We start from the raw sequence: 13,113 nt of genomic DNA, 5'->3' as shown, positions 1-13,113 counted from the left end.
GAGACCCTTAGGTCTCGACCAGACAAGTGGATGGAATGACATTACCGCTGCCGACGCGTGATTGGAAGGTAGGGTTGTGGCTTGATGTGCTGGTCAATTGGCTGCTTTGACGCAGTCTTTTCAGGGAGGAACTCACGTGGCATCAGACCACCAACGCATGCTGATTCTGTGCAAGACCTACCCTTCGCCCAGCGCTCGGTATGTTGAAACCTCCTGCGTCGCTGGGATGACCGACGACGGGCGCTTGATCCGGCTGTTTCCTGTGCCATTCCGGCTGGTCGAGGACGACCAGCAGTTCAAGAAGTGGCAGTGGATCACAGCCCGGGTTCGTCGCGCACAGGACGATGCCCGGCCCGAGAGTCACCGCGTTTCGGTGGACACGATCGAGGTGGAGGGCGATCCGCTTCCCACACGCGACCACTGGATCACCCGCCGCGAGGCGATCAAGGGCGTAACGGTGTTTGATTCGTTCGATGCACTGGAGGCTTCACGTCAGGCGAGCGGGACCACCCTGGGGCTGGTGCGGCCGAGCCGCTTGCTGGGGTTGGACATCAAGGCTGTGGAGTCTCCAGACTGGACCGAGGATGAACTGGCCAAGCTGTTGCAGGAGCAGCAGCAGGGCAGCCTGTTCGACGCGGTGGAGGACCAGCGCTCTCTCAAGACGCTCAAGAAACTCCCTTACGACTTCCATTACCGCTACGAATGCCAGACCCCGGAGGGCATGAAGCCGTTCAAGCACAAGCTGGTGGACTGGGAAGCCGGAGCCCTCTATTGGAACGTGCACCGCCGCGCTGACTGGCAGGAGGCGATGCGCCACAAGTTTGTCACCCAGTTCAGCGAGCTGGATGTAATGCTCCTCTTAGGGACCATACACCGTTTTCCGGGGCAGTGGTTGATCGTGAGCGTGCTGTACCCGCCTAAGCTGCCAGAGATGCTGGTGCGTCAGCAAACACTGTTTTAGCCGTAAGGTGGTGCACTGCCGGGCCACCAGCACCTCGCACGGCGCGAGCCACGTAGGAGCGGTGGCAGGCAGAAAAATCAGCCTCGAAACAGACTAGGCATGCCCGGTTGTCGCGGGCTGTGGCGGCCAAGTTCCGCACCTCGGTTTTCACGGTATCCAGATGGGCCAGAAAACCACGGGTGTAGTCAGCCCAGTCGCCGTTTTCACGGTATTTGTCGCGCACGGGCTTGGGGCAACCCAGGGCGGGCCGATGCTCATAACCGATGCCTGCCGCGGCCAGATGATCGCGGAATGCGCTTTTCGAGAACCCCTTTTTGCGTGAGAGCGGCAGCTCGCGCACGTCCACGATTAGGTTCACGCGCGCGTCCTTCAGACGGGAGATGAACCCGTCGATAGTCAAACCTTCGTAGCCGAAGGTGAAAAGCGCGGGAGTGGTCACTGGTAGTCGAGGGTTGGAGCATCACCGAAGAATGGTGCGGGACAATTGTCTCACGCAAGCTTTGACTAGGTCGGCAGCAGTACACGATTTCGCGGTAGAGCCGCGACTGTCGGGAAGCAGTCATTCGTCAACGCCCGCTCCTTAGCCGAGAACGGTCGGTTGCCGCCGCCCTACTGACCGGCAGGAATCGCTGCAAAGTCGACGTTGAGACAACTCAGGATATTTGCCGTGGCTGTGATGACTTCGCACACTGGGCAGACGCTTTCCAGCGTCGACCAAATAACGTAGAGGCGGGTATTGGACGCGGAGCGCTTGTAGCAACCTGGTTGATCTGCCCCGGCTGGCGAGGGCAGATCAAGTTGCCCGGCGGCTTTCAAGCCGATGCTCCAGAGCGGACAGTATGCCAATATATTCCAGCGTCTGGACCAGTGATAGAGCCGGGGAGTATCCGATCTTCAGCTTGCGCTGCAGCCAAGCAACCGGGTCAGGAACCACGCGGTTCTTTGCCGTGCCGCATCGGCGGCGCAGCAGTTCTGCCGCGGTAGGCAGCAGTGAATCGGCCTGCGGTGTTCGAATGCCGTCAAAGATCAGGCCCGTCAGCTCTGCGCCGAGTTCTGGCAAGAAGTAGCGCCATGACGTAGTGTTGTGCAGAAACTCTGCCAGCCGAACCATGGCCAACGTATCGAGCGTGCAGTACTCGCGTAGCCCTTGTGTCAGTAGCTGGCGTCTGGCATCGGGCGTTTCGGGGTGCACTATTTCGCAATAGGCTGTCTGCGCAGCCGTACCGTTGCTCACCGCGACCTGCCCATAGTCCAGGTCTGGAGCGATGGTGGGCAGAACGGCTTTGATGGACCACGAGCCATGCATTTTGGGGTGGTAGTAGCTCTCGCGGGTCAAGGGCAGGAGATCGATGACCCGGTCGTTGATTGCCTCCAAGGCCTCCGCCAGATCGGGGAACAGCGCCGCGAGCTCTGCAATCCGGCTCTTCTCAAACCCTTGGAAGTAGACCAGTACAGGGCCGTGATCGCCCACCGCCTCCAACAGGCTCTCCGCGAAGCCCCGGCGCGGGTCATCTCCCGAGACATCGAGGAACATGGCATGCCGAAGCGCGCCTGTCTCCTCTTCCACGTGGCAGGACCACTGAAACGGAACCTGTGTGCGATGCGGGCTGGTGTGGGCCCAGCGCGGCACAGCCAGCTTGACGGTCTCGAAGTCCAGGTAGTAGCGAGGGTAAGGCAGGGCTTCCAGCACCAGGGCTGCGGCATCCGTGAGCCATACCTGGCCTGTGCGGCTGCACTGCTGCACCCGCAGCTGCACATCGTTGAGATGCTCCGCAGGAACCTGCAACGCATCGGAAATTCCCTGTGCCCGCAACTCGTCCTTGAGCGTTGAGCGCATGCGGGGAAAGACGTCCAGTGAAAACTCCGGAGCCTCAGGGGAGGCCGTGCGGGCGCCGCAGTATGGCTGGAAGGGGCATTCCACAGGGTCATTGCACTGGGCTCCCATGGCCACATCCGGCTCAGACCCTGCCAATGCCGATCGCGAATGAGCAACCCACGTCGCCACTTGCTCCAGCAAAGGTGCGAGAGCTGCATCCAAGGGCTCGGAATGCAACAATCCCCGATAGTCCCCGTCGCCCTGGTAAACGAAGTCGGTATCGATGTGGGCCAGTTCCACGGAGCTCAGCGGTACGCCGCAACGCTGGAGCACCCAGGCCTGCAGCGCGCAGTCCTCCACATGGCTCGGCTTGACGGCAGTCGAAGACTTCACCTCGATCATTCGATAGCCCCCGGGCGAGGGCGTCAAGATATCTGTGCGTACCAGCACACCATCGTGCTGGAAGGTGGCCTCGTAAATGGGATGCTGCGGATGCAGGCGCATGGCTTCCTGAGTGGCGCTCAAAGCCGATGACAGGCCTTGCTCGCCGTCGACCAGCACCCCATGGGGGAACAGCGATCGGGCCACATCACCAACCTCGTAGCCGATCTGATGGCCGCGGTCCGCTTCTTCGGACACCTGCAACAACTCAGGCCGATGTATCTGCAACCACAGCTTCTTGGGGCACTGCCTCCAGGTGGCAATGCGGGATTTGGACAGGCCGTATGTGGTCATTGTCAGAAGGGAATGGGATGGAGCTTTGTACGCCTCACAACGTGCGCTTGAGCGACCCCGTCCGGATGTCATACACGCGCACACGACCGTCCCCGCAGGCCACGGAAACCACATCTCCCGCGACGTTGGCCGCCTGCGCTCCCTTGTAGCCGCTGCACCCGATGGTGCGCTTCAGGCTGCCAGTGCGGACGTCGAAGACCTTGACGGCCTGGTGATCAATCTTCGCGGTGTATGTCGGGGACATCGGGGACTCCAGATCGCTTCAAGGCTGCAGGGGGAGGGCTAGGAACCTGCAGGCACGGAGAAATCCGGCAGCGTCTCCATCTCCTTGTGGTAGGGCTCGAAGTAAGACCAAATGAGGTCCGACAGGCGGTTGGCGAGCTCGTGCGATTCGCTCTGGTTGTCTCTATGGATTTCCAGAATGTTCTCGGGAGTCCATTCCTGCAAGGACTTGGCCCAAGCGAAGTCGTTGAGGTGCTTCCAGACCACCCACCAGCCTTCGGTCGTACCCAAGGCATTGCCTTGCATCTTCGCTTCGACCTCTGCCGTCGTTCTCCCTCCATCCTGGGTCCTGAGCCAGGCAGGTCTGTACCATCCCACATAGTTCTTCCACATGGCAAAGCGCAGCTCCACGACGCAGCTGTAGCCAGGGTAGCTGGGGACGCTTGTCTTGGGCAGGAGCCCTATGACTGCGTCATCACCCTTTCGGGAGCCTGCGACCCAGGTGTCGGCGGCTGGCGTTAGGGCCAGTTTGGTTTGCAGTGCCACCATCACCTGGCCTCGAAATACCCGCTTGATGTCTTCCAGCACGTAGCGGTTGAGGTGTTCCTGCAGGTCCAGTGCCACCTCAAGGTTCCTGGTGTCTTGTAGAAACGTCACGATCTCAGGGTTGGGTGGGCTCATTTGTGGGTCTCCTTGCGCGATCCTTTGGCACAGTTGGATGTATTGGCGGGTGGTGGCGATGAGTGCGTGCGCGGTTTCAGGGCAACGCGCCATGCCGCGCTCCAGCACTTCCGCCAGCTGTCCGTAGGACATGCGCACGATGTGGTCTCGCGCGCCTGCCGTCGTGCCGGCCCTGCCATCGGGCGTCAGAAAAACCAGCATCAGCTGGTCGGCCCTTTTGCCGAGAGAGCGCAGCCAATGCCAGTAACGCCCCAACTGGTCCTCCTGCTCTTGGGCATCGACCTTGTTCTCGATCGCAATGGTGGTTCCATCACTGAGCTCCAGCACCAGGTCAATGCGCCCACTCCCTCCCGTGTCTTTTTCCGCCGTGACGAGAGCTTTGGGCGCCAGCGTTCCCTGTACCTGGCCAGCCGTCCACCCTTTGGCGGTGGAGGAAGGCAAGCCATGGTGCTCGCGCAACCAGTCCAGGAAACTGCAGAGAAACACCGCACCCTGGTCATGCCGCTCCGTGGGATCCAGCAAGTAGCCCATGAATCGGGAGTGGTAGTTTTCTTTGCGCCCCAGCCCCAGGGCATCGAACACGTTGTGGCGCGCGGCGGTGAGGCAGCGCAATGCCCTGCGCTTGCTGAGATCGTCACGAATCAACGGATGCATTAGCAGGGAGCGCATTCGTGTGAACTGCTGCGCTTGGTCGATGGGCGAGGTATCCGGCGCCATGGGTCGTCTTCGAAAGTGTGTGGTTGCTGGAGGTATCAGGTATTTGCGTACTGCGCTGCGGCATTGCTGAGGGTTGCAGCGATGTCGCGACGCAGCGACTTGGGGTGGAGCACTTCGATCCTCTCACCCTGCGAGAGGATCCACCAGCGCAACTCCCAGCTGTCGAACAGCGCTACGTGGAGCAGTCCGTTGCGGATGCGCTGGCCTGGTGCCAATGGGGTTTCGGTCAGGATGCGCTCCAGCGCGCTGGAAACCTTCGCGCGGAGTTGGATGGACTTCTGCCCGCCAAACTGCGCTGCTCCACTTGCCAGCCATGCATCCACCTGAAAATCCTGAGGCGGCATCGTCGGCTCATGGGTTCTTTGCGCATGGGACATGCGGTGCAGTGCATAGATTCGAACGTCTGCGTACTCCCATGCCGTGGCCGCGAGAAAGGACAGGGGCCCGCGTTGGATCAGCGCCAAAGGGTGTAGCCGCAAGGCAGAAGCCGCTTGCGCCTCCATGGACCGGTACCCAATGTCGAGTTGCTCGTCTGCCAGCAGCGCTTCATGCACGGCTTGCACCACCACCGTATCGATGGCGGGGGCCAACAACGTGAGTTGCGCCGGCAGGTGACGGACCTTGTCCTGCCACCGGCATAGCGCGTTGGTGCGGCCTAGGTCCGCCAGTTTCCTATCGGCCTGCGCAAAGCTCTGGTCAATGCCTTGCAGCAAGGATGCGGGCAACAGCGGCCGGACCGTTGCCTGGACCAGCTTCAGGGACAACGCCTGTGCGACGTCCATGCCGGGAAAGCCGATATGGGCGCCAGATGCCCAGCGCCACCCAAAGGGGGTGCTGATGTCATTGCGCTCCAGGGGGAAAATCTCTGCGAGATCCCTCAGGTCCCGTTCCACCTGTCGCTTGCTGACGGGAAATCCGCGGACACCAAGATCCGCGCACAATTCGGCTGCTGTGACTCCAGCGCCTGCAGATGGCAGACGTTGGAGCAGTTCCCATTGGCGGGCGATCGTGTGGCGGCTGGCGCTGGATGGCATATATGAGCTTGGTGGAGGGCTCACTATAAAGTCACGTGCGACAGAATGTGTCGCGGTGAACATCGAGTGCACTCGTTGACTGGTTCAGGCTGGTTGCTGACATACGTCTTCCGCGTACAAATGAGTTCTATCGGCTAGAAGCGGTCGGCCACCCATGTTCGCTGTTGGCGCCACCTATGGTGTGACCTGCGGAGCCACGCATCCTCAACCTTGGGCGCGTGCAAGGGATATAGCTTGTTCTGTTCCTTGGTGCGCTGGGTCAGATGCCGCGGTTGTGGTGCAGCAGGTCCTGCACTTTTTTTTTGCGCTTCGGGCAGTAAATGCAGTTGACGCTTCACTTCGCGATTTAGCCGGTCGATAGGGCACCGACGATATGCCGGGTGAGCCCGAGCAAGCTCGATCCGTATGCAGAGAGGCTCTGAATGTGGCTTCAAATGAAAGTCACTAAATCGAGGAAACAGCGGCACAATCTTCGACAGACTCACATACCGTTACTTTGGATTACGTTGAACGCCGCGAATTTGCGAAATCAAGTCGGGAGGGCGAAATTCGGGGAGCTGAGACCATTGCGACACAACCTGTCGCAATAGTTGTCTAAAGTCGGTTCACTTTCAACATAAACCTTCCCAGGATGACCGAATTTTCCGTACGCAAGGCGAGTTCAAAAGGCGAAAAACTGGCCCAACGCCTCTCCGGCATCCTAGCCCTGCTGCATCAAGGCGATCATCTTGACAAGCACCTGCTGGCCGAAAGATTCCAGGTTGATGTACGGACCATCGAACGCGATTTGGCTGAGCGCCTGGATGGCATCGTGGAGCGCAACGCGCAGGGCCGCTGGCAGTTGATGCACGCGGCGCGTGGCGCGATCCCGGCGCGGCTCCTGAACGAATATGCTCGCCTGAGCGGTACGCAATACCTGTTCCCTGACAGCAGCCTGCCGTATCTTCTGCAGCGACTCGAAAAACCGGGCAATCGCCGGACGATGCAGGTCCAGCTTGCGGCCAACGAGGACCTGGGGGCCACGGCGCCCAACTTCGCTAGCCTCGAAGCTGCGATCGAAAACTGCCTTGAATGCCGCTTCGAATACAAAGGCAAGGTCCGGCGGGTGCAGCCCTATCGTCTAGTCCACAAACAAGGCATCTGGTACTTGGCCGCTACCGAAGGCGAAAGGCTCAAGATTTTCAGCGTGGCGCTGGTCACGGGATTGGCGGTCGACGACAGATCCCGCTTTACTCCTAAGCCCGAGCACCACGATTACATCGACGGCAAAGATGATGTCTGGTTCGCGCCCGACACCGTCGAAGTGATCCTGCGGGTCGCGCCTGTCGTGGCCCACTACTTCACCCGCCGCGCACTCCTGCCCAAGCAGCGACATTGCATGGACGCTGGTGGCACGCTAACCGTCACCTCCCAGATCAGCCACCCGCAGCAGTTGCTCCCTATGGTGCGCTACTGGCTGCCTCATGTTCGCATCGTGCAGCCGACGCCGTGGCACGAGCATCTGGTCTCCGAACTGAAACAGGCTCTGGAGCTCTGGGATTCGCCCGAGACCGGCCACTGAGCGCGCCCACCAGGAGTCGAACATGCCATTCATTCTTTTCTCGATCTGCCTCTTCCTGATCTTCTGTGCGCTCTACGGCATCTCACTGGGCGTGAGCGCAGTTTTGCGGTTGTTTTCGCGGGGCAGTACGGGCCCCACTGGCGCGGCCTGCCCTATTGTGCAGACTGCCGGCCGCAGGGCGGCGGACGATTCCCTCGGGCAATGTATCGTCGATCTCGACAGGTTGTTCGAACTCCAGCAGTGCGGTGCATTGACTCATCGTGAATTCGAAGCGCTGAAGCACCAGCTGATGCAGCGAGCAGCATCGGCTACCTGAACTCGCCGCAAACCTTCCCACCCTCTTTCTTCCACCACCCTCAGGAATAAATCACATGCCAATTCCATTCATCATCGGCGCTGCGGTTCTCGCCGCTGGGGCCTACGGCGCCAAAAAAGGCTACGACGGCTACCAGAAGCACTCCGAAGCTGATGAAATCGTCAGAAGCGCACAGAACCGCTATGACCGAAAGAAGACCGAATTCGACGACCAGGAAAGGGACACTCATACGGCACTGGCCAGCCTAGGCACGCTAGAGCTGAGCATCGGCGAGAGCTTTGGAGACTTCAAAACGCTCGCTGACTCCTTGTTAGACAAACTCCGGCAGGATGGCCGCAAGGACCTGACCATCAATGTGCCACGGCAAACCTTGCAGCGAGTCGAAAACTACAGCTACTCTGCCATCGGCGTGCTGGGTAGTGCGGTCGGCGCTGGCGCCGCGGGTGCGGCCGCTGGGTTCGCGGTGTACGGTGGTGTCATGGCGTTGGGCGCGGCGTCCACCGGAACCGCGATTTCATCGCTGGCGGGTGTTGCTGCCACCAACGCCACGCTGGCTGCCATCGGCGGCGGCTCGCTCGCGACTGGGGGCCTTGGCATTGCCGGTGGCACGGCCATTCTCGGTGCTGCCGTAGCAGCCCCGGTACTGGCCATCGCTGGCTGGGCATATGACAGCCACGGCGAAGAAGCGCTGAAGAACGCCCGCCGTGCCGACCGCGAAGTCGACAGTGCGACCGCCAAGCTGGCTAAGGCCGGCAAGATGCTGGGCGACGTCGAGGACTACGCGCGCAGAATCAAGCGCACGCTGACGGCCATCTTTGGCCAGTTCAACCAGTACTTCGACAATCTGAAGAACATCAACACCTTTGTAGAAGACCTGAAAGGGCGCAGCGTCGACGTTGACGCCGAACTGGCCAAGCATGGTGACGACATTATTCACGCGATAGAGAACGGCTATGCCCTGGCGGCCTTGCTAACTGACCTCATCACTACGCCGATCTTCAAGGTCCAGGAAAAAAATGGCGAAGTGGTCCGCGATGCCGACGGCGTTCCGCAGATGGAGAAGGATGCAGACGGTTCCATGATCCTGAACGACGCAGGCCTGGACGGCGCCATCGCCAAAGCACGAGACGACGCCGATAGATACGCCGTTGCCTGACGTTGCAACGCTTCAGAGGAGGGGCGCTTCGCCCCTCCTTCACTCTCTGCGAACGCAAACCCGCCATCGACATCATGCAAGCAACCGCCGCCAACTACCCTTGGGCCGACGAACTGGAAAAGACCGTGGTGAACAGCCTAGTGACTAGTTTCGGCCTGGACTTTTTGCTTTTCAAGGACAAGCTCGGAGGGGACGTCAACACCCTTCATAACGTACGCCAGAACGTGTGGGCCACCGACCAAGAGAAGCATCGTTACGATCAGCGTGGCACCTATGCCGACCACGCCGCAGCGTACCATCAGCACGAGAACTATCAGGCTACCGGTGCGCGCGATAAAGGCCTCCAGCAGCAGGGCAAGCTCCATGACGCCTACCGGTCGACCACGATGGCGGCGCACGAGCAGCGCAACCTTGACCATGTGATTTCAGCCAGCGAGGTCCACAACGACGCCGGTCGCGTGCTGACCGAACTCGATGGCGTGGCGCTGGCGAACCAAGGCAGCAACCTGCAGACCACGCATGAAAGTATCAACAAGTCGAAAAAGCAGACACCCACTGCCGAATACGTCAGAAGGCTTCCGGACCTGATCGCATCGCACGAGGCCGGCTTGGCCAAGGACGCCGCTCGGCTGGCTGCCATGCCGCGCGACACCCCCGAGCAGGCCCACCGGGCACGTGAGATTGAGGACCGCATCCGCAAGAACCAACAGAAAGTCGACGCCCTGAAATCCATCGACACCGAGGCGATGTTGACCAAGGACGCGGCGGCTCGTAAGGCCTACGATGCCGAGGTCAACCAGAGCTACTACACCAGCAGCAAATTCCTCGGTGCGAGCGCTTTGGCGGCGAGTTCGGCCGGCTGGCGGATGGGAACGCGGCAGATGTTGGGCATGCTGGCGGCCGAGTTCTGGTTCGAGCTGCGCAGCAGTCTTCCGCACATCATAGTGAGGGTGCGCGGCGACTTCCGCTTTCCCGCCTTTCTAGCGCGGATCAAGCGGACGATGCGCAACATCTGGACGCGTCTGCAGTCGCGTTTCCAGGACTTCCTCACCACCTTCCGGGAAGGCATGTTCGCGGGCATTCTTTCCAGTGTCATGACCACCTTGTTCAACATCTTCGCAACCACGAGCAAGGGCGTGATCAAGATCCTGCGGGAAATGTGGGGACAACTGGTCAAGGCCATAAAGCTTCTGGCGTTCAACCCGGAGCAACTGCCGTTCGTCGAACTGTGTAAGGCCGTCGTGATGGTGCTCAATACGGGCGTAGCCACCGTGCTCGGGGCCATCGTGTATGCCGAACTGGCGGCCATCTGTCAATTTCCGTTTGGTGGCGAGTTGGCCGCGTTCTGCGGCGCGCTTGTGACTGGGGTCTTCACGCTCGGGTTGAACTATTTCATTCTCCACAGCTCCGTGGCCCACAGGGTTTGGGACTTCGCGCAGGGTCTGATGCCGCACAACGGCGTCGTATTGAAATTTCAGGCGGTCAATGCCGAACTGGACCGCTACCTGGGCGAACTGGCCCGCCTTGAGTTCAACCTCGATCCGGTCGAACTGGAGGCCTTTGTGGAAGCGCTGTCCCGTTGCACGACGGAACTCGAGCGCGGGAGCTTGTTAAAGGCGGAGCTTCAAACGCGCGGCATTGAGTTGCCATTCGACATGGGCAAGCCGGCCAGCACGCGCCAGTGGCTGGCGTCAATCTCCAAAACGTGAGCGAAGCCATGTCGGACGCCAAGAGCCTCCCATTTCCATGCAACGGGTGCGGGCTATGTTGCGAGCAGGTGCATCGTTCGCCTGAGACCGCATTCCTGGACGGTGGCAACGGCAGTTGCAGGCATTTCGACGCGGCCGGCCGGCTTTGCACCATCTATGCGTCGCGGCCCGACATTTGTCGGGTAGACCGGCAGTATGTACTGCGATTTCACACCCAGTGCACCTGGGCTGAGTTCGTGGCGATCAACATCCGGGCCTGTCGGCAATTGGCGCAGTTGCATGAAGCGGCCGGCCTATGAGCCCACCTCCGGTTGGAAACTGCGGCGCCTACCGCGCCCCGACCACCCGCTTCTTCAACCTTGAGTTCATGTCCCGCGTCCATCACGCCAACTTGAAACTTAATAGTGAATACCGATACCTGCCACCTGCTCAGGGCCCTGCGAGATATCCGGCACCGCCAATAAGGGAGCGCGCACTGAATGACCGCAGGCCGCGCGCATCCGGTCATACGAATCCGCCCCCCTTGGGGCCGCAATCGCTGCAAACCAGACAGCTCCGCGCCCATCACCGGAAGCGGTTCATACGGACGCATGAACGACAAGGAGTCGTGAATCCGCGCACTACCTCGGGCTCAACAGGCTGGACGTCAAACCACACGTTCCTGAATCGGCAAGCGCTCGCGCAACGCCATGAAGTCGGCTGAGGTCTTCACACCCGAAGCAAAGAAGCTAGACCAGTCGGTCGGACGCGGGATCAACACCAGCCTCTCGCCATCGCGGCGGATGAATACCTCACGGACGGAATCGGCAAACCTGAATCCGGGCGGCAGGCCTACCGTCTGGGAACCATTGCTCCAGCCGATGCGGCCTGTCAGCAAAGGGTTGGTAGAGTGCTTTTTCGGCATGTCATCCTCCAGGAAAAAGACTGCTTCTGCGAACAACTGCCCCCTTCTGCAGATCCTCATCGGCAACTGCCTGAAGCACCGATATCTGCGCAGGAGATAGCGGCCCATCGCCAGGTCCGTAGCCCTGGACCACTCTCGTTGCGGACCCGCGTCGTTGACCGTCAACCCGCGCAAGCCCGGCGCAACGTAGCGACTATCGGAAGATGGGTTGGTCATGACGATCCGATCAATAGCCAGTTCAGGGCATCAGGTTGCCCAAGCGTCATCACCCACGGTCCACTGCAGCTCATCCACCACCCTGCGCATGATCCACACGCACTGCGCATCAGTGCACCACCGCTTGGCCAGCAGGCCCTTCAACGCAGCCTTCACTGTCGCCTCTTGGTTGCCTTCGTAGGTGGCAAGTTTTCTCTGGCAGTACGCGACCATCTGCGAGACCAGATCGTCACACATCTGGAAGGCCGCCATGACCTCGCCTGGCGAGGCGCCAGGGGCATAGAACTTCCCACCTTCCTCAACCAGGTTCATCTTGGGCTGAGCACCCGCAACGGCAGAAGGTACGGCGGTCACCGGAAAGTCTTCCGGCACCCCGGGATAGTTGGCACGGTCTATCGACATATCGACTCCTTGCTGGCTGTTGCACCATACAACCGGTAGCCGGTGCGGTGCAATCAAATTGCTTCAAAACGGCGCAGGCGACTCCACCAGCACCACAGGGCCCGATCCCGCATACAGCATTTCACCCGAGTGCTTCACCGTCACCCGCCAGATCTCATCCTCCTGCGTGACCGCATACGCCTCAGCCTCCAGCGGCAGCACGGTCTCCGTAGGGAACACACCACCGGCTCCGCCCGGTGGTGTGCGCATCAACGTCGGGTAGTTCCAGGGCGCGTTGATCAGCATGGCGTGTCCTCAGTGGATCTCCACCCTCACACCAGCCGCACTTCAAAGTAGGCCCCGTCCCCTTCGCCCAAATCCCGGAACCCCGCCTGCTTGGCCGCTGCACTGGCCTTGCCCCAGGCCTTGAGCAAGGTGAGATCGCCAAGCGACACCACCTCGGGAGGAGACTCTTCCAAGCTGTGCATGGTGTCCAGCGCGGCGGCCACCTGTTCGGGGCCTCCGAGCTGCTTTTCCAGGGCTTGGGCATACCGGGTTTCTGCGGCAATCCGCTCCTTGGCGGGGATCTCTTCGGGGTAGTCGCGCAGGGTGACGACATAGGTGGATTCGATGACTTGCATGGTGCTGCTGCTCATGTGGTTGAATACTGGATGAATATACAGCTTTTGGCACAAATGCGCATG

At 60.5% G+C, this 13,113-nt stretch carries 15 protein-coding genes; 6 read left to right on the top strand and 9 right to left on the bottom strand.

Translation table 11 applies throughout. From position 1 onward, the window contains the following. Window positions 1–136: 136 nt before the first annotated feature. On the top strand, window positions 137–961 hold the full coding sequence (locus KW835_RS20660; protein ID WP_339385456.1) for a hypothetical protein: 825 nt from the start codon (window positions 137–139) through the stop codon (window positions 959–961). Here KW835_RS20660 and KW835_RS20655 read toward each other — a convergent pair. The 5 genes from KW835_RS20655 to KW835_RS20635 form a co-directional block, all read right to left on the bottom strand. Then, window positions 918–1,400 (bottom strand): DUF488 domain-containing protein, encoded by a 483-nt coding sequence (locus KW835_RS20655; protein ID WP_218385917.1) that lies wholly within the window; start codon window positions 1,398–1,400, stop codon window positions 918–920. The genes KW835_RS20660 and KW835_RS20655 overlap by 44 nt on opposite strands. Window positions 1,401–1,754: 354 nt before the next feature. Beyond that, a complete protein-coding gene (locus KW835_RS26935; RefSeq protein ID WP_255593735.1) occupies window positions 1,755–3,512 on the bottom strand; it encodes a DUF2779 domain-containing protein in 1,758 nt (585 codons plus the stop codon). A gap of 34 nt (window positions 3,513–3,546) precedes the next feature. Continuing rightward, window positions 3,547–3,756: a hypothetical protein gene (locus KW835_RS20645; protein WP_218385915.1), complete on the bottom strand. Its 210-nt coding sequence runs from the start codon at window positions 3,754–3,756 to the stop codon at window positions 3,547–3,549. Window positions 3,757–3,794: 38 nt separating this feature from the next. Continuing rightward, window positions 3,795–5,132, bottom strand: coding sequence for a PD-(D/E)XK nuclease family protein (locus KW835_RS20640; RefSeq protein ID WP_218385913.1), 1,338 nt, complete (start codon window positions 5,130–5,132; stop codon window positions 3,795–3,797). 35 nt (window positions 5,133–5,167) lie between these two features. Then, on the bottom strand, window positions 5,168–6,166 hold the full coding sequence (locus tag KW835_RS20635; protein WP_218385911.1) for a YafY family protein: 999 nt from the start codon (window positions 6,164–6,166) through the stop codon (window positions 5,168–5,170). Window positions 6,167–6,797: 631 nt separating this feature from the next. On the opposite strand from KW835_RS20635, the gene KW835_RS20630 reads away from it, so the two are divergent. From KW835_RS20630 to KW835_RS27170, 5 genes are all read left to right on the top strand, one after another. Then, window positions 6,798–7,727: a YafY family protein gene (locus KW835_RS20630; protein ID WP_218385909.1), complete on the top strand. Its 930-nt coding sequence runs from the start codon at window positions 6,798–6,800 to the stop codon at window positions 7,725–7,727. A gap of 22 nt (window positions 7,728–7,749) precedes the next feature. Then, the gene (locus tag KW835_RS20625; RefSeq protein WP_218385907.1) at window positions 7,750–8,043 is read left to right on the top strand and encodes a hypothetical protein; all 294 of its coding nucleotides are present in this window, start codon (window positions 7,750–7,752) and stop codon (window positions 8,041–8,043) included. A gap of 55 nt (window positions 8,044–8,098) precedes the next feature. Next, window positions 8,099–9,199: a chemotaxis protein gene (locus KW835_RS27055; protein WP_218385905.1), complete on the top strand. Its 1,101-nt coding sequence runs from the start codon at window positions 8,099–8,101 to the stop codon at window positions 9,197–9,199. Between the two features lie 74 nt (window positions 9,200–9,273). After that, the gene (locus KW835_RS20615; RefSeq protein ID WP_218385903.1) at window positions 9,274–10,908 is read left to right on the top strand and encodes a hypothetical protein; all 1,635 of its coding nucleotides are present in this window, start codon (window positions 9,274–9,276) and stop codon (window positions 10,906–10,908) included. An 8-nt stretch (window positions 10,909–10,916) separates the two neighbouring features. Beyond that, window positions 10,917–11,207 carry a YkgJ family cysteine cluster protein gene (locus KW835_RS27170; protein ID WP_339385455.1) on the top strand — a complete coding sequence of 97 codons (291 nt, stop codon included), beginning with the start codon at window positions 10,917–10,919 and terminating at the stop codon, window positions 11,205–11,207. 347 nt (window positions 11,208–11,554) lie between these two features. On the opposite strand, the gene KW835_RS20610 is transcribed toward KW835_RS27170, so the two are convergent. The 4 genes from KW835_RS20610 to KW835_RS20595 form a co-directional block, all read right to left on the bottom strand. Then, window positions 11,555–12,028, bottom strand: coding sequence for an antitoxin (locus KW835_RS20610; RefSeq protein WP_218385901.1), 474 nt, complete (start codon window positions 12,026–12,028; stop codon window positions 11,555–11,557). A 30-nt stretch (window positions 12,029–12,058) separates the two neighbouring features. Beyond that, window positions 12,059–12,430, bottom strand: coding sequence for a hypothetical protein (locus KW835_RS20605; protein ID WP_255593729.1), 372 nt, complete (start codon window positions 12,428–12,430; stop codon window positions 12,059–12,061). Between the two features lie 63 nt (window positions 12,431–12,493). Beyond that, window positions 12,494–12,715 (bottom strand): hypothetical protein, encoded by a 222-nt coding sequence (locus KW835_RS20600; protein ID WP_218385900.1) that lies wholly within the window; start codon window positions 12,713–12,715, stop codon window positions 12,494–12,496. Window positions 12,716–12,741: 26 nt separating this feature from the next. Next, window positions 12,742–13,050: a hypothetical protein gene (locus tag KW835_RS20595; RefSeq protein WP_218386029.1), complete on the bottom strand. Its 309-nt coding sequence runs from the start codon at window positions 13,048–13,050 to the stop codon at window positions 12,742–12,744. Window positions 13,051–13,113: the final 63 nt, after the last annotated feature.

Source organism: Acidovorax sp. sic0104 (assembly GCF_019219095.1).
Lineage (GTDB): Bacteria > Pseudomonadota > Gammaproteobacteria > Burkholderiales > Burkholderiaceae_C > Acidovorax.
The sequence above is the reverse complement of the archived record's forward strand: the minus strand, read 5'-3'. Positions and strand labels throughout refer to the sequence as shown.

What these genes read in the sequence shown, in the direction of transcription:
- KW835_RS20615 (WP_218385903.1), top strand. Translation starts at nt 9,274, where the DNA reads ATGCAAGCAACCGCCGCCAACTACCCTTGGGCCGACGAACTGGAAAAG.
- KW835_RS20610 (WP_218385901.1), bottom strand. Translation starts at nt 12,028, where the DNA reads ATGACCAACCCATCTTCCGATAGTCGCTACGTTGCGCCGGGCTTGCGC.
- KW835_RS20645 (WP_218385915.1), bottom strand. Translation starts at nt 3,756, where the DNA reads ATGTCCCCGACATACACCGCGAAGATTGATCACCAGGCCGTCAAGGTC.
- KW835_RS20605 (WP_255593729.1), bottom strand. Translation starts at nt 12,430, where the DNA reads ATGTCGATAGACCGTGCCAACTATCCCGGGGTGCCGGAAGACTTTCCG.
- KW835_RS20600 (WP_218385900.1), bottom strand. Translation starts at nt 12,715, where the DNA reads ATGCTGATCAACGCGCCCTGGAACTACCCGACGTTGATGCGCACACCA.
- KW835_RS20640 (WP_218385913.1), bottom strand. Translation starts at nt 5,132, where the DNA reads ATGGCGCCGGATACCTCGCCCATCGACCAAGCGCAGCAGTTCACACGA.
- KW835_RS20635 (WP_218385911.1), bottom strand. Translation starts at nt 6,166, where the DNA reads ATGCCATCCAGCGCCAGCCGCCACACGATCGCCCGCCAATGGGAACTG.
- KW835_RS20625 (WP_218385907.1), top strand. Translation starts at nt 7,750, where the DNA reads ATGCCATTCATTCTTTTCTCGATCTGCCTCTTCCTGATCTTCTGTGCG.
- KW835_RS27055 (WP_218385905.1), top strand. Translation starts at nt 8,099, where the DNA reads ATGCCAATTCCATTCATCATCGGCGCTGCGGTTCTCGCCGCTGGGGCC.
- KW835_RS20630 (WP_218385909.1), top strand. Translation starts at nt 6,798, where the DNA reads ATGACCGAATTTTCCGTACGCAAGGCGAGTTCAAAAGGCGAAAAACTG.
- KW835_RS20595 (WP_218386029.1), bottom strand. Translation starts at nt 13,050, where the DNA reads ATGCAAGTCATCGAATCCACCTATGTCGTCACCCTGCGCGACTACCCC.
- KW835_RS26935 (WP_255593735.1), bottom strand. Translation starts at nt 3,512, where the DNA reads ATGACCACATACGGCCTGTCCAAATCCCGCATTGCCACCTGGAGGCAG.
- KW835_RS27170 (WP_339385455.1), top strand. Translation starts at nt 10,917, where the DNA reads ATGTCGGACGCCAAGAGCCTCCCATTTCCATGCAACGGGTGCGGGCTA.